The sequence below is a fragment of the Streptacidiphilus cavernicola genome (assembly GCF_042510955.1).
Classification (GTDB): Bacteria; Actinomycetota; Actinomycetes; order Streptomycetales; family Streptomycetaceae; genus Streptacidiphilus; species Streptacidiphilus cavernicola.
In genome coordinates this window covers 152,487-167,281 of record NZ_JBHFAB010000010.1, presented here as the reverse complement: position 1 = coordinate 167,281, position 14,795 = coordinate 152,487, and the positions used below count along the sequence as shown (strand labels likewise).

Annotated in this window: 12 protein-coding genes; 10 read left to right on the top strand and 2 right to left on the bottom strand. The window is 72.8% G+C overall.

Features of this window, described 5'->3' with window-relative positions; genetic code table 11:
• The first annotated feature begins 4 nt into the window (after window positions 1–4).
• From ACEZDE_RS15885 to ACEZDE_RS15875, 3 genes are all read left to right on the top strand, one after another.
• A complete protein-coding gene (locus ACEZDE_RS15885; protein ID WP_380536860.1) occupies window positions 5–871 on the top strand; it encodes a peptidoglycan-binding protein in 867 nt (288 codons plus the stop codon).
• Window positions 868–1,773 (top strand): helix-turn-helix domain-containing protein, encoded by a 906-nt coding sequence (locus tag ACEZDE_RS15880; RefSeq protein ID WP_380536858.1) that lies wholly within the window; start codon window positions 868–870, stop codon window positions 1,771–1,773. Before ACEZDE_RS15885 ends, ACEZDE_RS15880 begins: the two co-directional genes overlap by 4 nt.
• 86 nt (window positions 1,774–1,859) lie before the next feature.
• Window positions 1,860–2,264: a hypothetical protein gene (locus ACEZDE_RS15875; protein WP_380536856.1), complete on the top strand. Its 405-nt coding sequence runs from the start codon at window positions 1,860–1,862 to the stop codon at window positions 2,262–2,264.
• 37 nt (window positions 2,265–2,301) lie between these two features.
• Here the strand turns inward: ACEZDE_RS15875 and ACEZDE_RS15870 are convergent, their stop codons facing one another.
• A complete protein-coding gene (locus tag ACEZDE_RS15870) occupies window positions 2,302–3,756 on the bottom strand; it encodes an MFS transporter (RefSeq protein WP_380536854.1) in 1,455 nt (484 codons plus the stop codon).
• 154 nt (window positions 3,757–3,910) lie between these two features.
• Between ACEZDE_RS15870 and ACEZDE_RS15865 the strand changes: the two genes are divergently transcribed.
• Complete coding sequence (locus ACEZDE_RS15865) at window positions 3,911–4,972, top strand: sigma-70 family RNA polymerase sigma factor (protein ID WP_380536853.1); 1,062 nt, start codon at window positions 3,911–3,913, stop codon at window positions 4,970–4,972.
• Window positions 4,973–5,000: 28 nt separating this feature from the next.
• On the opposite strand, the gene ACEZDE_RS15860 is transcribed toward ACEZDE_RS15865, so the two are convergent.
• A complete protein-coding gene (locus ACEZDE_RS15860; protein ID WP_380536851.1) occupies window positions 5,001–6,263 on the bottom strand; it encodes an ROK family transcriptional regulator in 1,263 nt (420 codons plus the stop codon).
• 115 nt (window positions 6,264–6,378) lie between these two features.
• Between ACEZDE_RS15860 and ACEZDE_RS15855 the strand changes: the two genes are divergently transcribed.
• The 6 genes from ACEZDE_RS15855 to ACEZDE_RS15830 all read left to right on the top strand — a co-directional run bounded on the left by ACEZDE_RS15855 (window position 6,379) and on the right by ACEZDE_RS15830 (window position 14,736).
• A complete protein-coding gene (locus ACEZDE_RS15855; RefSeq protein ID WP_380536849.1) occupies window positions 6,379–7,701 on the top strand; it encodes an ABC transporter substrate-binding protein in 1,323 nt (440 codons plus the stop codon).
• Entirely contained in the window at window positions 7,698–8,606 is a 909-nt protein-coding gene (locus tag ACEZDE_RS15850) for a carbohydrate ABC transporter permease (RefSeq protein ID WP_380536847.1), read from the top strand. The genes ACEZDE_RS15855 and ACEZDE_RS15850 overlap by 4 nt, the downstream gene beginning before the upstream one ends.
• Complete coding sequence (locus tag ACEZDE_RS15845; protein WP_380536846.1) at window positions 8,603–9,550, top strand: carbohydrate ABC transporter permease; 948 nt, start codon at window positions 8,603–8,605, stop codon at window positions 9,548–9,550. The genes ACEZDE_RS15850 and ACEZDE_RS15845 overlap by 4 nt, the downstream gene beginning before the upstream one ends.
• A gap of 11 nt (window positions 9,551–9,561) precedes the next feature.
• Window positions 9,562–11,640 carry a hypothetical protein gene (locus tag ACEZDE_RS15840; RefSeq protein WP_380536844.1) on the top strand — a complete coding sequence of 693 codons (2,079 nt, stop codon included), beginning with the start codon at window positions 9,562–9,564 and terminating at the stop codon, window positions 11,638–11,640.
• A gap of 64 nt (window positions 11,641–11,704) precedes the next feature.
• Complete coding sequence (locus ACEZDE_RS15835) at window positions 11,705–13,912, top strand: RICIN domain-containing protein (protein WP_380536842.1); 2,208 nt, start codon at window positions 11,705–11,707, stop codon at window positions 13,910–13,912.
• 203 nt (window positions 13,913–14,115) lie between these two features.
• Complete coding sequence (locus ACEZDE_RS15830) at window positions 14,116–14,736, top strand: peptidoglycan-binding domain-containing protein (RefSeq protein WP_380536839.1); 621 nt, start codon at window positions 14,116–14,118, stop codon at window positions 14,734–14,736.
• Window positions 14,737–14,795: the final 59 nt, after the last annotated feature.

The window sequence follows — 14,795 nt, the reverse complement described above, 5'->3', positions numbered from 1 at the left end:
GGGAATGGCGCGTTGGAAAGCACTGCCTGCTGAGCTCGACCCGGCAGCGGTGGAGTTCGTCGGGGAACTGCGCCGCTTGAAGGACGGCAGCGGACTGACCCAGCGGCGCCTGGCGGCCCGCACGGGCTACAGCGCGTCCTCCTGGGAACGGTATCTGGGCGGCAGACTGCTGCCCCCGCGCGAGGCGGTCGAGGCACTGGCCGCGTCGGCGGGAGCGGACCCGGTGCCCCTGCTGGCCCGGCACGAGGCCGCGGCGGAGACCTGGCGCCGCGGGACGGCCACCGCAGCGGAGGACCCGGTCACCGTCGGGGCCTCCCCCGCCGAAGCCTCCGTAGTCGCCGGAGCCACCGCCGCCGCCTCGACTGCCGACGACGCAACGGGCGGTGACCTGGACCCGGCCGAACCGGACCGAGGCGCACCGGCGGTCGCCGCACCGGCGGCCCCCGCGGCAGTCGCCAGGCGCGGGCTGCGGGCCCGGTTCGTCCTCACCGCAGTAGTGTCGGCGGCCCTGGGCGCCACGGTCTCGGCGCTGGTCGCCAATTCAGGTCCGGTCAGGACCACCCCTCCGGCCGCGCACAGCACCGTAGTGGTGGCCTCGCAGATCCCCTACACCTGTACCTACGCCCGCCGGGACGGGCTCTGGTACGCGGGGAACAGCAGCACCGTAACCGACCCGCTGCAGGTCGACATGTACGGGCCCAAGGTGGCCGAACTGCAGTGCCTGCTGCAACGCGCCGGGTTCTCCCCCGGCGGCGTGGACGGCAACTTCGGCCCGCTCACCGAGACCGCGGTGCTCCAGGCGCAGAAGGCCCTCCACCTGGACATCGACGGACAGGTGGGCCCCAAGACCTGGGCGGCGCTGCGCGGATGAACCAGCCACCCGCTGAATGCACCCGCCTCGCCGTCGAACTCCAGGCCCTGCGCAAGCGCTCCGGCCTGGCCCTGGCCGCATTGGCGGCCGACTCGCCCTACAGCAAGTCGTCCTGGCAGCGCTATCTGTCCGGTCAGTCGCTGCCGCCCTGGTCGGCCGTGCTGTTCCTGTGCCGCGCGGCCGACCAGCCGGAGGCGCGGGCTCGGGCGCTGTGGGAGCTGGCCGAGCGGGCCTGGAGCCGCCGCACCGCGACCCATCCGCATACCGCCGCGGTGCCGCCGGGAGCGGCCGAGCCGACCGGGGCGCCGACCCCGGTGCCCGGCGCGGCCGAGCCGCCGACGGCCGACCCGGCCGCGCCGTTGACCCCGGCCCCGGCCCCGGCCGACCCTCCCCCCGCCCGCCCCCGGCTCCGGGCCCGCATCGCCGCGACCTCAGGCCTCGCCGCGCTGCTCGTCGGCGCGGCCTTCAGCCTGGCCGTCGCGAACAACCAGAGCGATCACCGGACCTCGACCGGGTCCCCCTCCGCCGGGGCCTCCTCCGGTTTCCACGTCGGCTGCACCGGCACCCGCTGCACCGCGATGGACCCCGGGACCACCGGCTGCGGCGTCTCACCGGAGACCCTGCTGCACCAGCAGATCCCGGGCGGGTTCGGCCTGGAGATCCGCTACAACCCGCTGTGCCGCGCGGCCTGGGCCCGAGCATGGAACGCGGCCCCGGGTGACGTGCTCACCCTCAGCATCCCCGGTCAGCCGACGCAGCGGCTCACCGTCGCCCACCCCAGCAACCTCGACCCCTTCGTCTACACCCCGCTGATCGCCGCGCCCACCAGCGGCGCGACCCTGACCGCCTGCATCGCCGCGCCCAGCGCCGCACCCAGGTGCTACTCCACCCGACGGCCCTGACCAGCGCCGACGCGGACGCCGACGCGGACGTGGACGCATAGGCTGGGCGAATCGCCGTCCATCGGGGCCGACCGGAGGGAATCGCCATGGCCGCCGCTGCCAAGACCGTCGCCGAGAAGCTCGTGATCAAGCCAGGGCACACCGTCTGGCTGTCCCACCCGGACCGGGTCGGCCTGCTCGGCCCGCTGCCCGCGGGCGTCGAGGTCGGCACCCGGCTCGGGGACGCGGACGTCGCCGTCCTCTTCGCCGACGACGCCGCGTCGATCCGGGCGGTCCTCACCGAGCACAGGGCCGACGTCGCGACCCGGCCGGTGCTGTGGGTCGTGTATCCGAAGGCGAACAGGACCGACGTCAACCGCGACTCGCTGTGGCCGATCCTCGCCGGGTTCGGGGTCCGTCCGGTCTCCCAGGTCGCCGTCGACGCGACCTGGTCGGCGCTCCGCTTCCGCGCCTACAAGGAAGGCGAAGCGCCGTTCGCACCCGGCTCGTGACGAGCGTCGCAGACCGGAGCGCCCCAGTGACGGGGCGTCAACTCCCGGTCTCCGCAACCGCCTCCGCCCTCAGCGCGGCCCGCTCGTCGGCCTCGGGGCGGGGCGCCGACGCCCGTGGCAGGCCGGTCCTGCGCACCGCCGTCGCCGCGGTCGCGCCGACCAGGGCCAGCCCCGCCGTCACCCACATCGCCGCGGCGAAGCCGTCGGTGAAGGCGCGGGTGGAGGCGTAGCCGCCGTTCCGGGTGAAGACCGCAGCGCACAGCGCGATGCCGAAGACCCCGCCGAGCTGGCGGAGCATGTTGAACGCGCCGGAGGCCTGGCCGATCTCCCGCGGGGCGACCGCCCCGACCGCGGCCTTCTGCGCCGAGGGCATCGCCATGGACAGGCCGCAGCCGCTGATCAGCAGCGGTGCCACCAGCCGGTCGTAGGGCAGGGTCGGCGTCGCGGCCAGCGCCAGCCAGACCCCGCCCACCGCCTGCAGCAGCATCCCGGCGGCCAGCAGCCGCCGCTCGCCGAGCCGGTCGGCCAGGCTGCCCGCGATCGGGGCGCAGACCATCAGCGTCCCGGTCCAGGTCATCATCCGCAGCCCGGCCGCCAGCGGTCCGTGGCCGAGCGCCACCTGCAGGTACTGGGCCAGGAAGAACAGGGTCCCGTAGAGGCTGGCGGTCAGGCAGAAGTTGGAGGTGTTGGCGGCGGCGAAGGTCCGGTCCCGGAAGAAGCGCATCGGCAGCATCGGGGCGGCGGCGCGCAGCTCCCAGCGGACGAAGCCGACCGTCAGCACCGCTCCCCCGGCCAGCGCGCCGATGATCTCCGCGCTGCCCCAGCCCGCGTCATTGCCCCGGACCAGGCCCCAGACCAGGCCGAGCGCCCCGCCGGTGGCGAGGAGCACGCCGCCGACGTCGAAGCGGACGCCGGGCCCGGTGCTCTCGTCCAGGCGCAGCCGGACCAGCAGCACGGCGAGCAGGCCGATCGGCAGGTTGATCCAGAAGATCCACTGCCAGGCCAGCCCCTGCGCGACCGCCCCTCCGATGAACGGGCCGCTGAAGGTGGCCAGCCCGGTCAGCCCGCTGAACAGGCCCAGCGCCCGCCCCCGCTGCCGGGGCGGGAAGGCGGCGCTGAGGTGGGTCATCGCCAGCGGCAGCACCAGCGCCGCCCCCGCGCCCTGGACCGCGCGGGCGGCGATCAGCACGCCGATGCCGGGCGCCAGCGCGCAGGCGGCGGAGGCCGCGGTGAACAGGCCGAGGCCGAAGCCGAGCATCCGGCGGCGGCCGTAGCGGTCGCCGAGGGCGGCACCGGTGAGCAGCAGCACGGCGAAGCTGAGGACATAGGCGTTGACGGTCCACTGGAGCGTCTCCAGGGACGCGCCGAGATCGCGCTGGATGGTGCTGAGCGCGGTGGCGACGGCGGTGGTGTCCAGGGCCATCATGAACGAGGCGGTGGACGCCAGGGCGAGGACCCAGCGCTGCTTGGGTGTGCTGACGACGGAGGCCATACGGACTGCTCCTCGGTACGGGACGGATCGGATCAGGAATCACCCGGTACCGATCCGGGGCGCCGGCCCGATCCACCGATGAGTTCCGCTCACCGCCGGGGTCAGTACTCGTCGAGAGGCGACAGCACCGAAAGCGACAGGGCAGGGGATGGCGATGGCGGACACCGTGCAGCGCAGCGAGGACTTCGTCCGGCTCACCGATCCGTTCCGGCGGGAGCTGCTGGCGCACTGCTACCGGATGCTCGGCTCGGTGCACGACGCCGAGGACCTGTTGCAGGAGACCATGCTGCGGGCCTGGAACTCCTTCGAGCGCTTCGAGGGCCGGTCGTCGCTGCGGACCTGGCTGTACCGGATCGCGACCAACGCCTGCCTGCGCGCGCTGGAGAACCGCAGCCGTCGGCCGCTGCCGTCCGGGCTGGGGTCGGCCAACGGCGAGCCGGAACGGCCGCTGGCCCGGCCGCTGCCCGAGGTGCCCTGGCTGCAGCCGATCCCCGACGCGCTGCTCGGCGTCGGGAGCGGGAGCGGCTCCGGGCCGGGGGGCGTCGACCGGACCGATCCGGCCTCCGTGGTCGCGTCACGGGCCGGGGTGCGGCTGGCGCTGGTCGCGGCGCTGCAGCATCTGCCGCCCCGGCAGCGGGCGGTGCTGATCCTGCGCGAGGTGCTGGACCTGCGGGCGGCCGAGGTGGCCGAGCTGCTCGGGGTGTCGGTCTTCGCCGTCAACAGCCTGCTGCAACGGGCCCGCACCCAGATCGACCGGGCGGCGCTCGCGGAGGACCAGGTGCGGGAGCCGAGCGACCCGCGCCGCCGGGCCCTGCTGGACAGCTACACCGCCGCCTTCGAGGCCGGGGACGTGGCCGCGATCAGCAGGCTGCTGACCGACGACGTGGTGCTGGAGATGCCGCCGCACCCGGACTGGTTCAGCGGACGCGACGCGGTGACCCGGTTCCTGGCCACCAGAACCTCGATCACCTCGGGCCGCACCGCTGTGCTGCGGACCGCCGCCAACGGCCAGCCGGCCCTGGCCACGTACCACCGGGAGGCGGACGGCGTGCTGCACGCCCACTCGATCCACGTGCTGACGCTGAGTCAGGACGGCACGGCCGTCAGCCGGATCAACGCCTTCCAGGACCTCTCCCTCTTCCCGGTGTTCGGGCTGGAGCCGAGCCTGGGCACGGGGCGGGAGCCCGACCGCACCCGCCCGTCAGCCCGCCGATGACCCGCCGACAGCCCCCGCCGTCGAGGGCTCAGGCGGTCCCGCTCGGGTCCTGGTACACCGCGTCCAGGGCCAGGTACGCGCCGCCCCGGGCCGGGGCGGTGAAGCCGAGGGTCGACGGCAGCACCTCGCAGCCGCCGGAGTCGGCGGCGATCACCCGGCGGGCGACGCCGTCGCGGACCCGGGGCAGCAGGTAGTCGGCGAAGACCGCGAAGTAGCCGCCGAGCACGACCGCGCGGGGGTTGAGCACGTCGACCAGCAGCGCGACGCCGAGGGCCAGGTCGTCGGCGATCCGGGTGAGCGCGTCGAGGGTGCGCGGGTCGCCGCCGTCGGCGCGCCGGCGCAGGTCGGCCAGCCGGGATTCGACGTCGAGGGACGGGTCGTGGACCGGGTCGCCGGCGTCGGCGGCGTGCCGGAGCAGCGTGCCGAGGCCGACCATGGTCTCCCAACAGCCGACCCGGCCGCAGGCGCACGGACGGCCGCCCGGATCCAGCGGCATATGGCCGATCTCACCGGCGAACCCCCGTGCGCCGCGCATCAGTTGGCCGCCGGAGATGATGCCGCCGCCGACGCCGGTCTCGCCGGTGATGTAGATCAGGTCGTGGATGTCGGAGGCCGAGGCGACCAGGTACTCGGCGATGGCGCCCAGCTTGGCGTCGTTCTCCAGCCGCAGCGCGGGGGCGTCCCGGCCCAGCCGTCGGCGCAGCCCGTCCACCGCGGCGACGTCGCGCCAGCCGATGTTGCTGGCGAAGGCCACCCGGCCGGTGCCGAGGTCGACGTTACCCGGGGCGGCCAGCGCGACGCCGACCACCCGCGCGCCGGTCGCCTCGACCGCCGCGCCCGCCTCCCGGATCAGCGCGGCGGCGCGGTCCAGGACCGCTTCGGGCCCCGCGGTGCGGACGTCGACGGCGATCCGCCGTTCGAAGGCCACGTCGCCGCGCAGGGTCAGCGCGAGCACCGCCAGGTAGTCGACGTTGATCTCCAGGCCGACCCCGCAGATGGTCCGCCCGTCGATCTCGACGGCCTGGCTCGGGCGGCCGACCGAGCCGTCGCGCTCGGACTCCCCCTCCGCGACCAGGCCGAGCTCGACCAGTTCGGCGATCAGGTTGGTGATGGTGGGCCGGGGCAGTCCGGTGTCCGAGGCGATCCTGGCGCGCGAGCGCGGTCCCGAGTCGCGCAGCAGGCGCAGCACCAGGCCGAGGTTGGTCCGCCGGATCGAGGCCCGGTCGCTCGGCCTGGACGGACCGGCCATCACCACCTCGTGCACGGTGCCGCCGCGCAGGTCTGCCTTCACGTGCTCTCCCTACCCTTCCGCATCAAAAGTTCCCAAGGTGTTGACTTTGGCTCCCTTAGTTCTGATCCTACTTTAATTAATAGCGCGAATCACTACCCTCTCAGGAGAACTTCGGATGAGACGTCGTCAGATACAGGCTGCCGTGGCACTGTCCGCCGCCCTCGCGACCCTGACCGCGCTGACCGGGTGCGGCTCCAGCGGAGGCGCGGGCAGCTCGCAGAGCCCGTCCGCCGCCGCCGGCCCGGTGAAGCTCGACTTCTGGGGCTGGGCCCCCGGCTACGAGCAGTCGGTCGCGCTGTTCGACAAGTCGCACCCGGACATCCAGGTCACCTTCGACAAGACCCCGTCCGGCTCCAAGGGCGGCTACACCAAGATGCTGACGGCGGCTCAGGCCGGCAACGCCCCGTGCCTGGGCATGGTCGGCTACGAGACCATGCCCAGCTTCGCCGCGGCCGGGGCGATGATGGACGTCACCCAGTACCTGGCCCCGGCGAAGGACCAGTTCGCCGCCTGGACCTGGAACCAGGTGACCATCGGCGGCAAGACCTACGGCGTCCCGGTCGACACCGCGCCGATGGGCCTGCTCTACCGCAAGGACCTGTTCGCCAAGTACGGCATCAGCAAGCCCCCGGTCACCTGGGCCGAGTACGCCGCCGACGCGGCCACGGTGCACGCCGCCGACCCCAGCGTCTACCTGGGCGACCTCGGCAACGACGCCTACAACTACGCCGGGCTGGCCTGGCAGGCCGGCGCCCCGTGGTTCGGCACCAGCGGCGGGCAGTGGCAGGTCTCGGTGAACAACGCCGCCAACCAGAAGGTGGCCGGCTTCTGGCAGGGCCTGCTGGACAAGAAGCTGCTGAAGACCGACCCCAGCTACGACCCCACCCTCTACAAGGACATGGCGGACGGGAAGATCCTCTCCGACGTCAACGCGGTCTGGGACACCCCGATCCTGGCCTCCAGCGTCAAGGGCACCTCCGGCAAGTGGGCGGTCGCGCCGATGCCGGTCTGGGACGCGGCCAACCCGGTCTACGGCAACGACGGCGGCTCGGCCACCGTGGTGCTCAAGGGCTGCGCGCACCCCAAGGAGGCCGCCGAGTTCGCCGCCTGGATGAGCACCGACCCGGCCAGCGTCAGCAACCTGATCAAGGTGACCGGCATCTACCCGGCGGCCACCTCGGGCCTGTCCAACCCGGCCCTGTCCGCGCCGGACCCGTTCTACGGCGGCCAGGTCGTCTTCGACGTGTTCAAGGCGGAGACCCCGCACATCGACACCTCCTGGATCTGGGGACCGACCATGACCCAGACCTCCACCGACCTCGGCGACGGCCTCGGCACCAGCGCCTCGGGGAAGACCACCCTGCCGGACGTGCTGAACACCGTCCAGGCCAAGACGGTCGCACAGTTGAAGCAGCAGGGGATGAGCGTCTCCGGATGAGCACTGTCGCCACCACGCACCACGCGCGGCGGCGGGCCAGGACCGCCGCCGCGTTCCTGCTGCCCTTCGCGCTGCTGTTCGTCGTCGCCTACCTGCTCCCGATCGGCTACACCGTCTACCAGAGCATGTTCAGGCTGCACCGGGACGGGCTCGGCCTGTCCGCGCCGACCAAGGTCTTCGCCGGGCTCGGCAACTACTCCGACGTGCTGCACGACCGGGACTTCCGGGCGGCGCTGCTGCGGGTGCTGCTGATCGGCGCGGTCCAGGTGCCGGTGATGCTGGGCACGGCGCTGGTGCTGGCCCTGCTGCTGGACGCCAAGAGCACCCTGTTCAAGCGCTTCTTCCGGCTGGCCTTCTTCCTGCCGTACGCGCTGCCCGGGGTGGTCGGCGCACTCATGTGGTCCTACCTGGTCGCCCCCGGCCTCAGCCCGATCACCTCGGCCGGGCACGCGCTCGGCCTGCACCTCAACCTGACCTCGGACTCCATGCTGGCCCCGACCATCGGCAACATGCTGACCTGGGGCTGGACCGGCTACAACATGCTGATCATCTACTCCGCGCTGCAGGCCATCCCACCGGAACTGGCCGAGGCGGCCCGGATGGACGGCTGCTCGGCGCTCGGCATCGCCTGGCACGTCAAGATCCCGATCGTCCGCCCGGCACTGGTGCTGACCACCGTCTTCTCCATCATCGGCACCGCCCAGCTCTACAACGAGCCCGCCGTGCTGCAGCATGTCGCGCCCAACCTCAGCAGTAGCTACACCCCCATCTTCGCCGCCTACAACGCGGTCGACGACAACAACTTCGGCTACGCGGCCACCGAATCGGTGATCCTGGCGCTGCTGGCGTTCCTGCTCTCGTTCGGCTTCCTCAAGCTGGTCCAGCGACGGGGGGCGGCACTGTGACGGCCGTTCAGCCGAACGTCGCCCATCAGCCGACCCCCAGCCGTGAGCCGACCGGAGCCCGTCGGTGGACCGCCCCCCGTCGGTCGACCACGCCCGGGAACCCCGCTGCCGCGGCGAGCCGCTGGCTCACCCTCGGGGTGCTGGGCATCGCCTCGGTCTACTTCCTGGCGCCGGTGTGGTGGCTCGTCGTCTCCTCCACCAAGACCAGCTCCGGGCTGTTCAGCGGCAACGGCTTCTGGTTCGGCGACCGGTTCGCCCTGTTCGCCAACGTGCAGGACGTGTTCACCCGGCAGGGCGGGATCTACCCGCGCTGGCTGCTCAACACCGCCCTCTACGCCGGCGGCGGCGCGGCCGTCAGCACCCTGGTCTCCGCGCTGGCCGGCTACGCCCTGGCCAAGTACGCCTTCCGGGCGCGGGAGTTCACCTTCAACGTGGTGCTCGCCGCGGTGCTGGTGCCGCAGCCGCTGCTGGCGGTGCCGCTCTACCTGCTGTTCTCGCCGGTGCACCTGGTCAACACCTACTGGGGGGTGCTGATCCCCAGCATGGTCAGCCCGTTCGGGGTCTACCTGTCCCGGATCTACGCCGCCGCGTCGGTGCCGGACGAGCTGATCGAGGCCGGACGGGTGGACGGCGCGGGCGAGGTCCGGATCTTCACCACCATCGGCCTGCGGCTGATGTCCCCGGCCCTGGTCACGGTGTTCCTGTTCCAGTTCGTCGGGATCTGGTCCAACTACCTGCTGCCGGCCCTGATGCTGGCGAACGACCAGTTGCAGCCGGTCACCGTGGGCCTGGTCGGCTGGCAGGCCCAGCGCGGCATCGGCGACGCCGTCCCGTTCAACGTGGTGATCACCGCGGCGACCGTTTCGGTGATCCCACTGGTCGTCATGTTCCTCTCCCTGCAACGGTTCTGGCGCTCCGGCCTGACCGCGGGGAGCGTCAAGTGAAGGGGGAAGGGATGCGCGCGCGCTACCACCTCAGATTCCAGATCCAGCCCGACCCGGACCCGGCCCGCGTCACCGCCGACACCATGGCGCTGGCCAAGGCCTGCGCCGAGGCCGGGGTGGCCGAGGTGGTGCTGCTGACCGGCGCCGAGGAGTCCTTCGCCGGGCACCTCGCCGGGGCCGAGGAGGACGCCTGGTTCGAGACGGTCCGACTGGCCGGGGAGATCCTCGCGGCGGCCGGACTGGAGGTCAGCCTCAACCCCTGGGTCACCGTGGGCCACGCCGACCGCGGCCGGCGGGGCGCGCTGGAACGGCTCGGCTTCGCCCCGATGGTCGCCCCGGACGGCGAGGCGGCCACCGCGCAGGCCTCCTTCGCCTGCCCGCGCTGGCGCGCCTGGATGGTCGCCCACTACGGGCGCTTCGCCGAACTCGGCTTCCGGGTGCTCTGGCTGGAGGACGACTTCCGCTTCCACAACCACACCCCGCTGCGCTGGGGCGGCTTCGAGCCGCCGATGCTGGCGCGCTTCGCCGCCCTGGCCGGACGCACGGTGGAGCGGGGAGAACTGGTGGCCGCGCTGACCGCGCCCGGACCGCCGCACCGCTGGCGGGCACTGCTGCAACAGGTCTGGCGCGAGGCGCAGTTGGAGGTCGCCACCGCCGTCGCGGCCGAGGTCGACCGGCGCTCGGGCGGGCGCTCCCGGCTCGGCCTGATGAGCTCGGGACTGGACGCCGCCTCGGTGGAGGGCCGCGACTGGGCCGCCCTGTTCGACGCCCTGGCGATCGGCGGCCGAGCCGTCCAGCGCCCCCACTTCGCCCCCTATTCCGACTCCCCCGGACGGGAGTTGAGCCGACAGGTCTGGTCGCTGGAGCTGCAGCGCGGGCTGCGGCCCGAGTCCGTGGACAGCGAGCCGGAGATCGAGAACTGGCCGCACACCGCCTGGTCCAAGTCCGACACCCAGACCTGGTCCGAGCTGGCCGCGGCGCAGTTGGCCGGGTCGGACGCACTGCTGCTCAATGTGCACCCCATGCACGGCCGCCGGGCCGACCGCTTCCCCCGGGTGACCGGGCTGCTGCGCCGCTCCCGGCCCGCGCTGGACTGGCTGGCCGAGCGCTACCACCGGGAGCAGGCCACCATCGGGGTGGGCCTGCCGTTCCGTCAGGACGCGGCGGCGCATGCCCGTCTCCGGGAATCCGCCGGGGCGCATCCTCTGGAGGCGCTGGCCGTGGACCCGGGGCCCGCGGCCGACCTGCTGCTGCGCTACGGGGTCCCGGTCACCGCCGCGCCCGACGCCCCGGTGCAGGCCCTGTTCGGGCAGCTGGCCTGGGCCTTCACCGACGACGAGGTGCGGCGCCTGCTCGGCGGCGGGCTGCTGCTGGACGGCGTCGCGGCCGAGGCACTGACCCGGCGCGGCTTCGGCCCGCTGCTCGGCCTGGACCGCGTCGAGCTGGTCGAGCGCGAGCAGCGGGACCCGACCGGGCCCTACGCGGAGGAGCACGTCCTGGAGTCGGGCGCGGACCTGGGCGGGGACGCGGGCGCGGGCGGAGATGCGGGCTCAGGCGGGGACTCGGGCGCGGTGTTGAGCGTCAACATGCAGCCGGTGCTGGCCCGGTTGGAGCCCACCCCCGGCACCGAGGTCTGGACCGAGGTCAGGACCCCGGACGGACGGCCGTGGGGTCCCGGCCGCACCGCGTTCCGCAACCGGCTCGGCGGCCGGGTCATGGTCCTCGCGGCCACGGCGATGGACCAACTGCCGTACGACGACTGCGGGCAGCGGCTGCTGCACCGCGCCGTGCGCTTCCTGGAGGGCGACCGGCCGCTGCTCCCGCTGGTCAGCGGCGGCCCGCACCTGATCCCGCACGCCTCGCGCACGGACGGGGTGACCCGGCTCGCCGTCGCCAACGGCAGCGCGGACCCGGCCCGGCCGTCCGTCGACCTGCCCGGGGCGCCCGCCGACCCCCGCGCCACCCTGCTGCACCCGCTGGCCGAACCCGCGCCCGCCACCGCCGCCGTCCGGACGTCGTCCGGCGGTCCGGACGGGCTGCTGCTGGAGACGGACCTGCCGTACCGGGCCTGGCTGGTCCTCGAATGGTGAGCGTTCACTCACCGGTGCCCGCACCCCTAACCCCGCACGAGCCCCCACACCAGAAGGAGCAGTCGTGAAACCACCCCGGATCAGGTCGGTCGCCGCAGTCGGAGCCGTCCTCCTGGCCCTGCTCGGCGGCAGCACCGCTTCGGCCTCGGCGACCCCGCCGACCAGCGGATACACCGTCACCATCGGCTCCACCGGCTCCTACCCCTACCCCACCGACACCCCGGCCGCCCCGTACCTCGACAAGGACGGCGCGTTCTACTTCCAGCAGTCCGCCTCGCTCTACGGCAGCACCGACCCCCGCTACTGGGACTTCTACACCGGCAGCGACTTCGACACCGCCACCCGCTCCAGCGCGATCAGCAACGCGGTGAACCCGGCCAACCCGGCCGACAAGAACAACGACACCACCTACCGCTGCAACAACAGCCCCACCGGCAGGACCGCGACCGCGGCCCCGGCCGGCTCCGGCTACTCCCAGAAGAACTTCTGCGACCTGATGGGCGTCTGGGTCGACCCCGACACCGGCGACTGGTACGGCCTGGTGCACAACGAGTTCACCCCGGAGCCGTTCGGCGCCAACTCCTTCTCGCACTACGACGCCATCGACTACGCCGTCTCCACCGACCAGGGCAAGGTGTGGACCATCACCGGCCACGCCATCACCAGCCCCTACAGCACCGTCCGCGGCGACACCACGGCCTTCCCCAACGGCACCTTCGACTACGGCGACGGCGACCCGCGCCTCTACGTCGACTCCGCGTCCGGCTACTTCTACGTCTACTACGGCTCGCGGATCGTCCCCAAGGCCGGCACCGCCGGGAGCACCGACAGCCTGGCCCACGTCGCCCGCGCGCCGATCTCCGGCAAGATGGCGACCGGCACCTGGCAGAAGTGGTACGACGGCTCCTGGTCGCAGCCCGGCGTGGGCGGCCTGGAGAGCAACATGGTCCCGGCCACCGCGGCCGACCCCAGCGGCTACACCCCGGTCGCCCACGACTACAACCCGGCCAACGCCGGCACCGTCGACCAGCAGATCGCAGCGAACCAGCTGCCGCCCAAGTCCAACCTGCTGGTCATGAACATCACCTACGACGCCTACCTCGGCCTGTACATCGGCGAGCCCGAGACGGTGCAGCAGTCGGGCACCGAGCCGCAGCAGTACTACGCCACCGACGACCTCGCCACCCAGAAGTGGTACCTGATCGGCGACTCCGGCAGCTACACCTCCGGCTCCTGGTACCGCTGGTTCCTCGACAGCGCCAACCTGACCAGCTCCACCATCGTCGGCAAGTCCTTCCGCTCCTACTGCTCGATCGCCTGCGCCAGTTCGGACGGCGAGTACGCCAACACCACCATCGACTCGGCCACGCCCGCCGCGTCCCCGTTCGACCCGGCCAAGACCTACCGGATCAGCAACGGCAACGGCCGGGTGCTGGCCCAGGTCTCCGGCGGCACGGCGACCACCTCGGACCCCACCGCGACCGGATCGGCCCTGGAGGGCTGGCAGTTCAGCGCCAACGGCGACGGCTCGTACCGGATCGCCAACGCCGCCACCGGCCAGTCCCTCGGCGTCGGCTCCAGCTCCGACGCCGGCCGGGCCTGGGGTGCCAAGCCGACCGTCAGCGCGTCCAGCTCCGCCGTCGGCCAGCAGTGGTTCCTGGTGAAGAACAGCTCCCCGGCCGGGAGCTACCGCTTCGTCAACCGCTACAGCGGCCTGGTCCTCGGGCTGTCCTCGGACAGCGGCCGTGCGGCCGAGACCACGCCGGTCCGCACTTGGACCAACACCACCGGCAACGCGGTCGGCGGCACCCGCAGCGCCGCCGAGCAGACGCTGACGGTCACCCCGGTCAGCAGCGCCGGCAGCCTCAACGGCAGCCACGTGCTGTCGGTCTCCGGTGAGGCGCTGGACGACCCGGACTGGTCCACCGGCACCGGCGTCCAGCTGGACACCTGGAAGGCCAACGGCGGGGCCAACCAGAACTGGGTGTTCAGCCAGCAGCCGGACGGCTCCTACGCGCTCAAGAACGCCTACTCGGGGCTCTGCGCCGACGACGACGGCGGCAGCACCGCCGTCGGCACCCCGGTGATCCAGTGGACCTGCACCGGCAATGACAACCAGCACTGGAAGGCGACCCGGCTGGCCTCCGGCGCCTACACGTTCAGCAACGTGCACACCGGGCTGCTGCTCACCACCTCGAAGGGCGCCGACGGCGGGCTGCTGACCCAGCGGCGCGACAACGGCTCGACCCTGCAGCAGTGGACCGTCAGCTGACCTGACCCGCCCACCCGCGATGCCGTCCCTGTGACCCGTCAGACCGTCACCAGGGGCGGCATCGCCGCAGGTCAAGGCCGGTGCCGTCCCACGGCTGCGGCAGTTGTGCCGGGCCCGTCGACGCCCGGGGAGCGGGTGGCCGAGGATCGGGCCGGGCCGCGACGGCCCGCAGCACCCACCACCACCCATTGCGAGGCAACTCCATGCGGATGCACAACGTCGTCAAGCTCGCCGTGGTCGCGGCCGCCGTGAGCGCGATCGGCGGGCTGAGCGCACCGGCCGCCAGCGCGGACCCGATCTACCCGCTCTCCGGCTGCCCCAATCTGACCCAGGGCATGAGCAGCACCTGTGTCACGGGCCTGCAGTACGAGTTGGACCGCTACTTCGGCTTCTCGCTCGCGCAGGACGGGAACTTCGGCCCGGCCACCGAGGCCGCGGTGGTCGCCTTCCAGCAGAAGGCGGGCATCGGCGTCGACGGGCAGGCCGGACCACAGACCCAGGCGGCCCTCTACAACGACTCGCAGGCGCCGGCCACCAACTGCCAGCCGGTGCTCAAGCTCGAACCCAACTTCTCCAACGGCGGGCTGAACGACTTCGGCGCGCAGATGTACGTGCAGATCACCGATCCGCTGGACTTCGGCAGCACCTGCACCGGCTGGCTGGAGCGGCTGGAAAAAGGGAAGTGGACCCAGATCTCGGGCTACCACACCATCCCCGCCAACGGCGGCTCCGCGACCTCGGACTTCTACTGGGACGGGATCGGCGCCAAGGCGAAGGCCTGCGCCTCGGCCTACGGCTCCACGGTGTGCACCGCAGCTTTCTGACGCAGCGTCAGCAGGGTGAACGAGGAGGGGTGTGCGCCGTCCGGAGCCGATCCGGACGG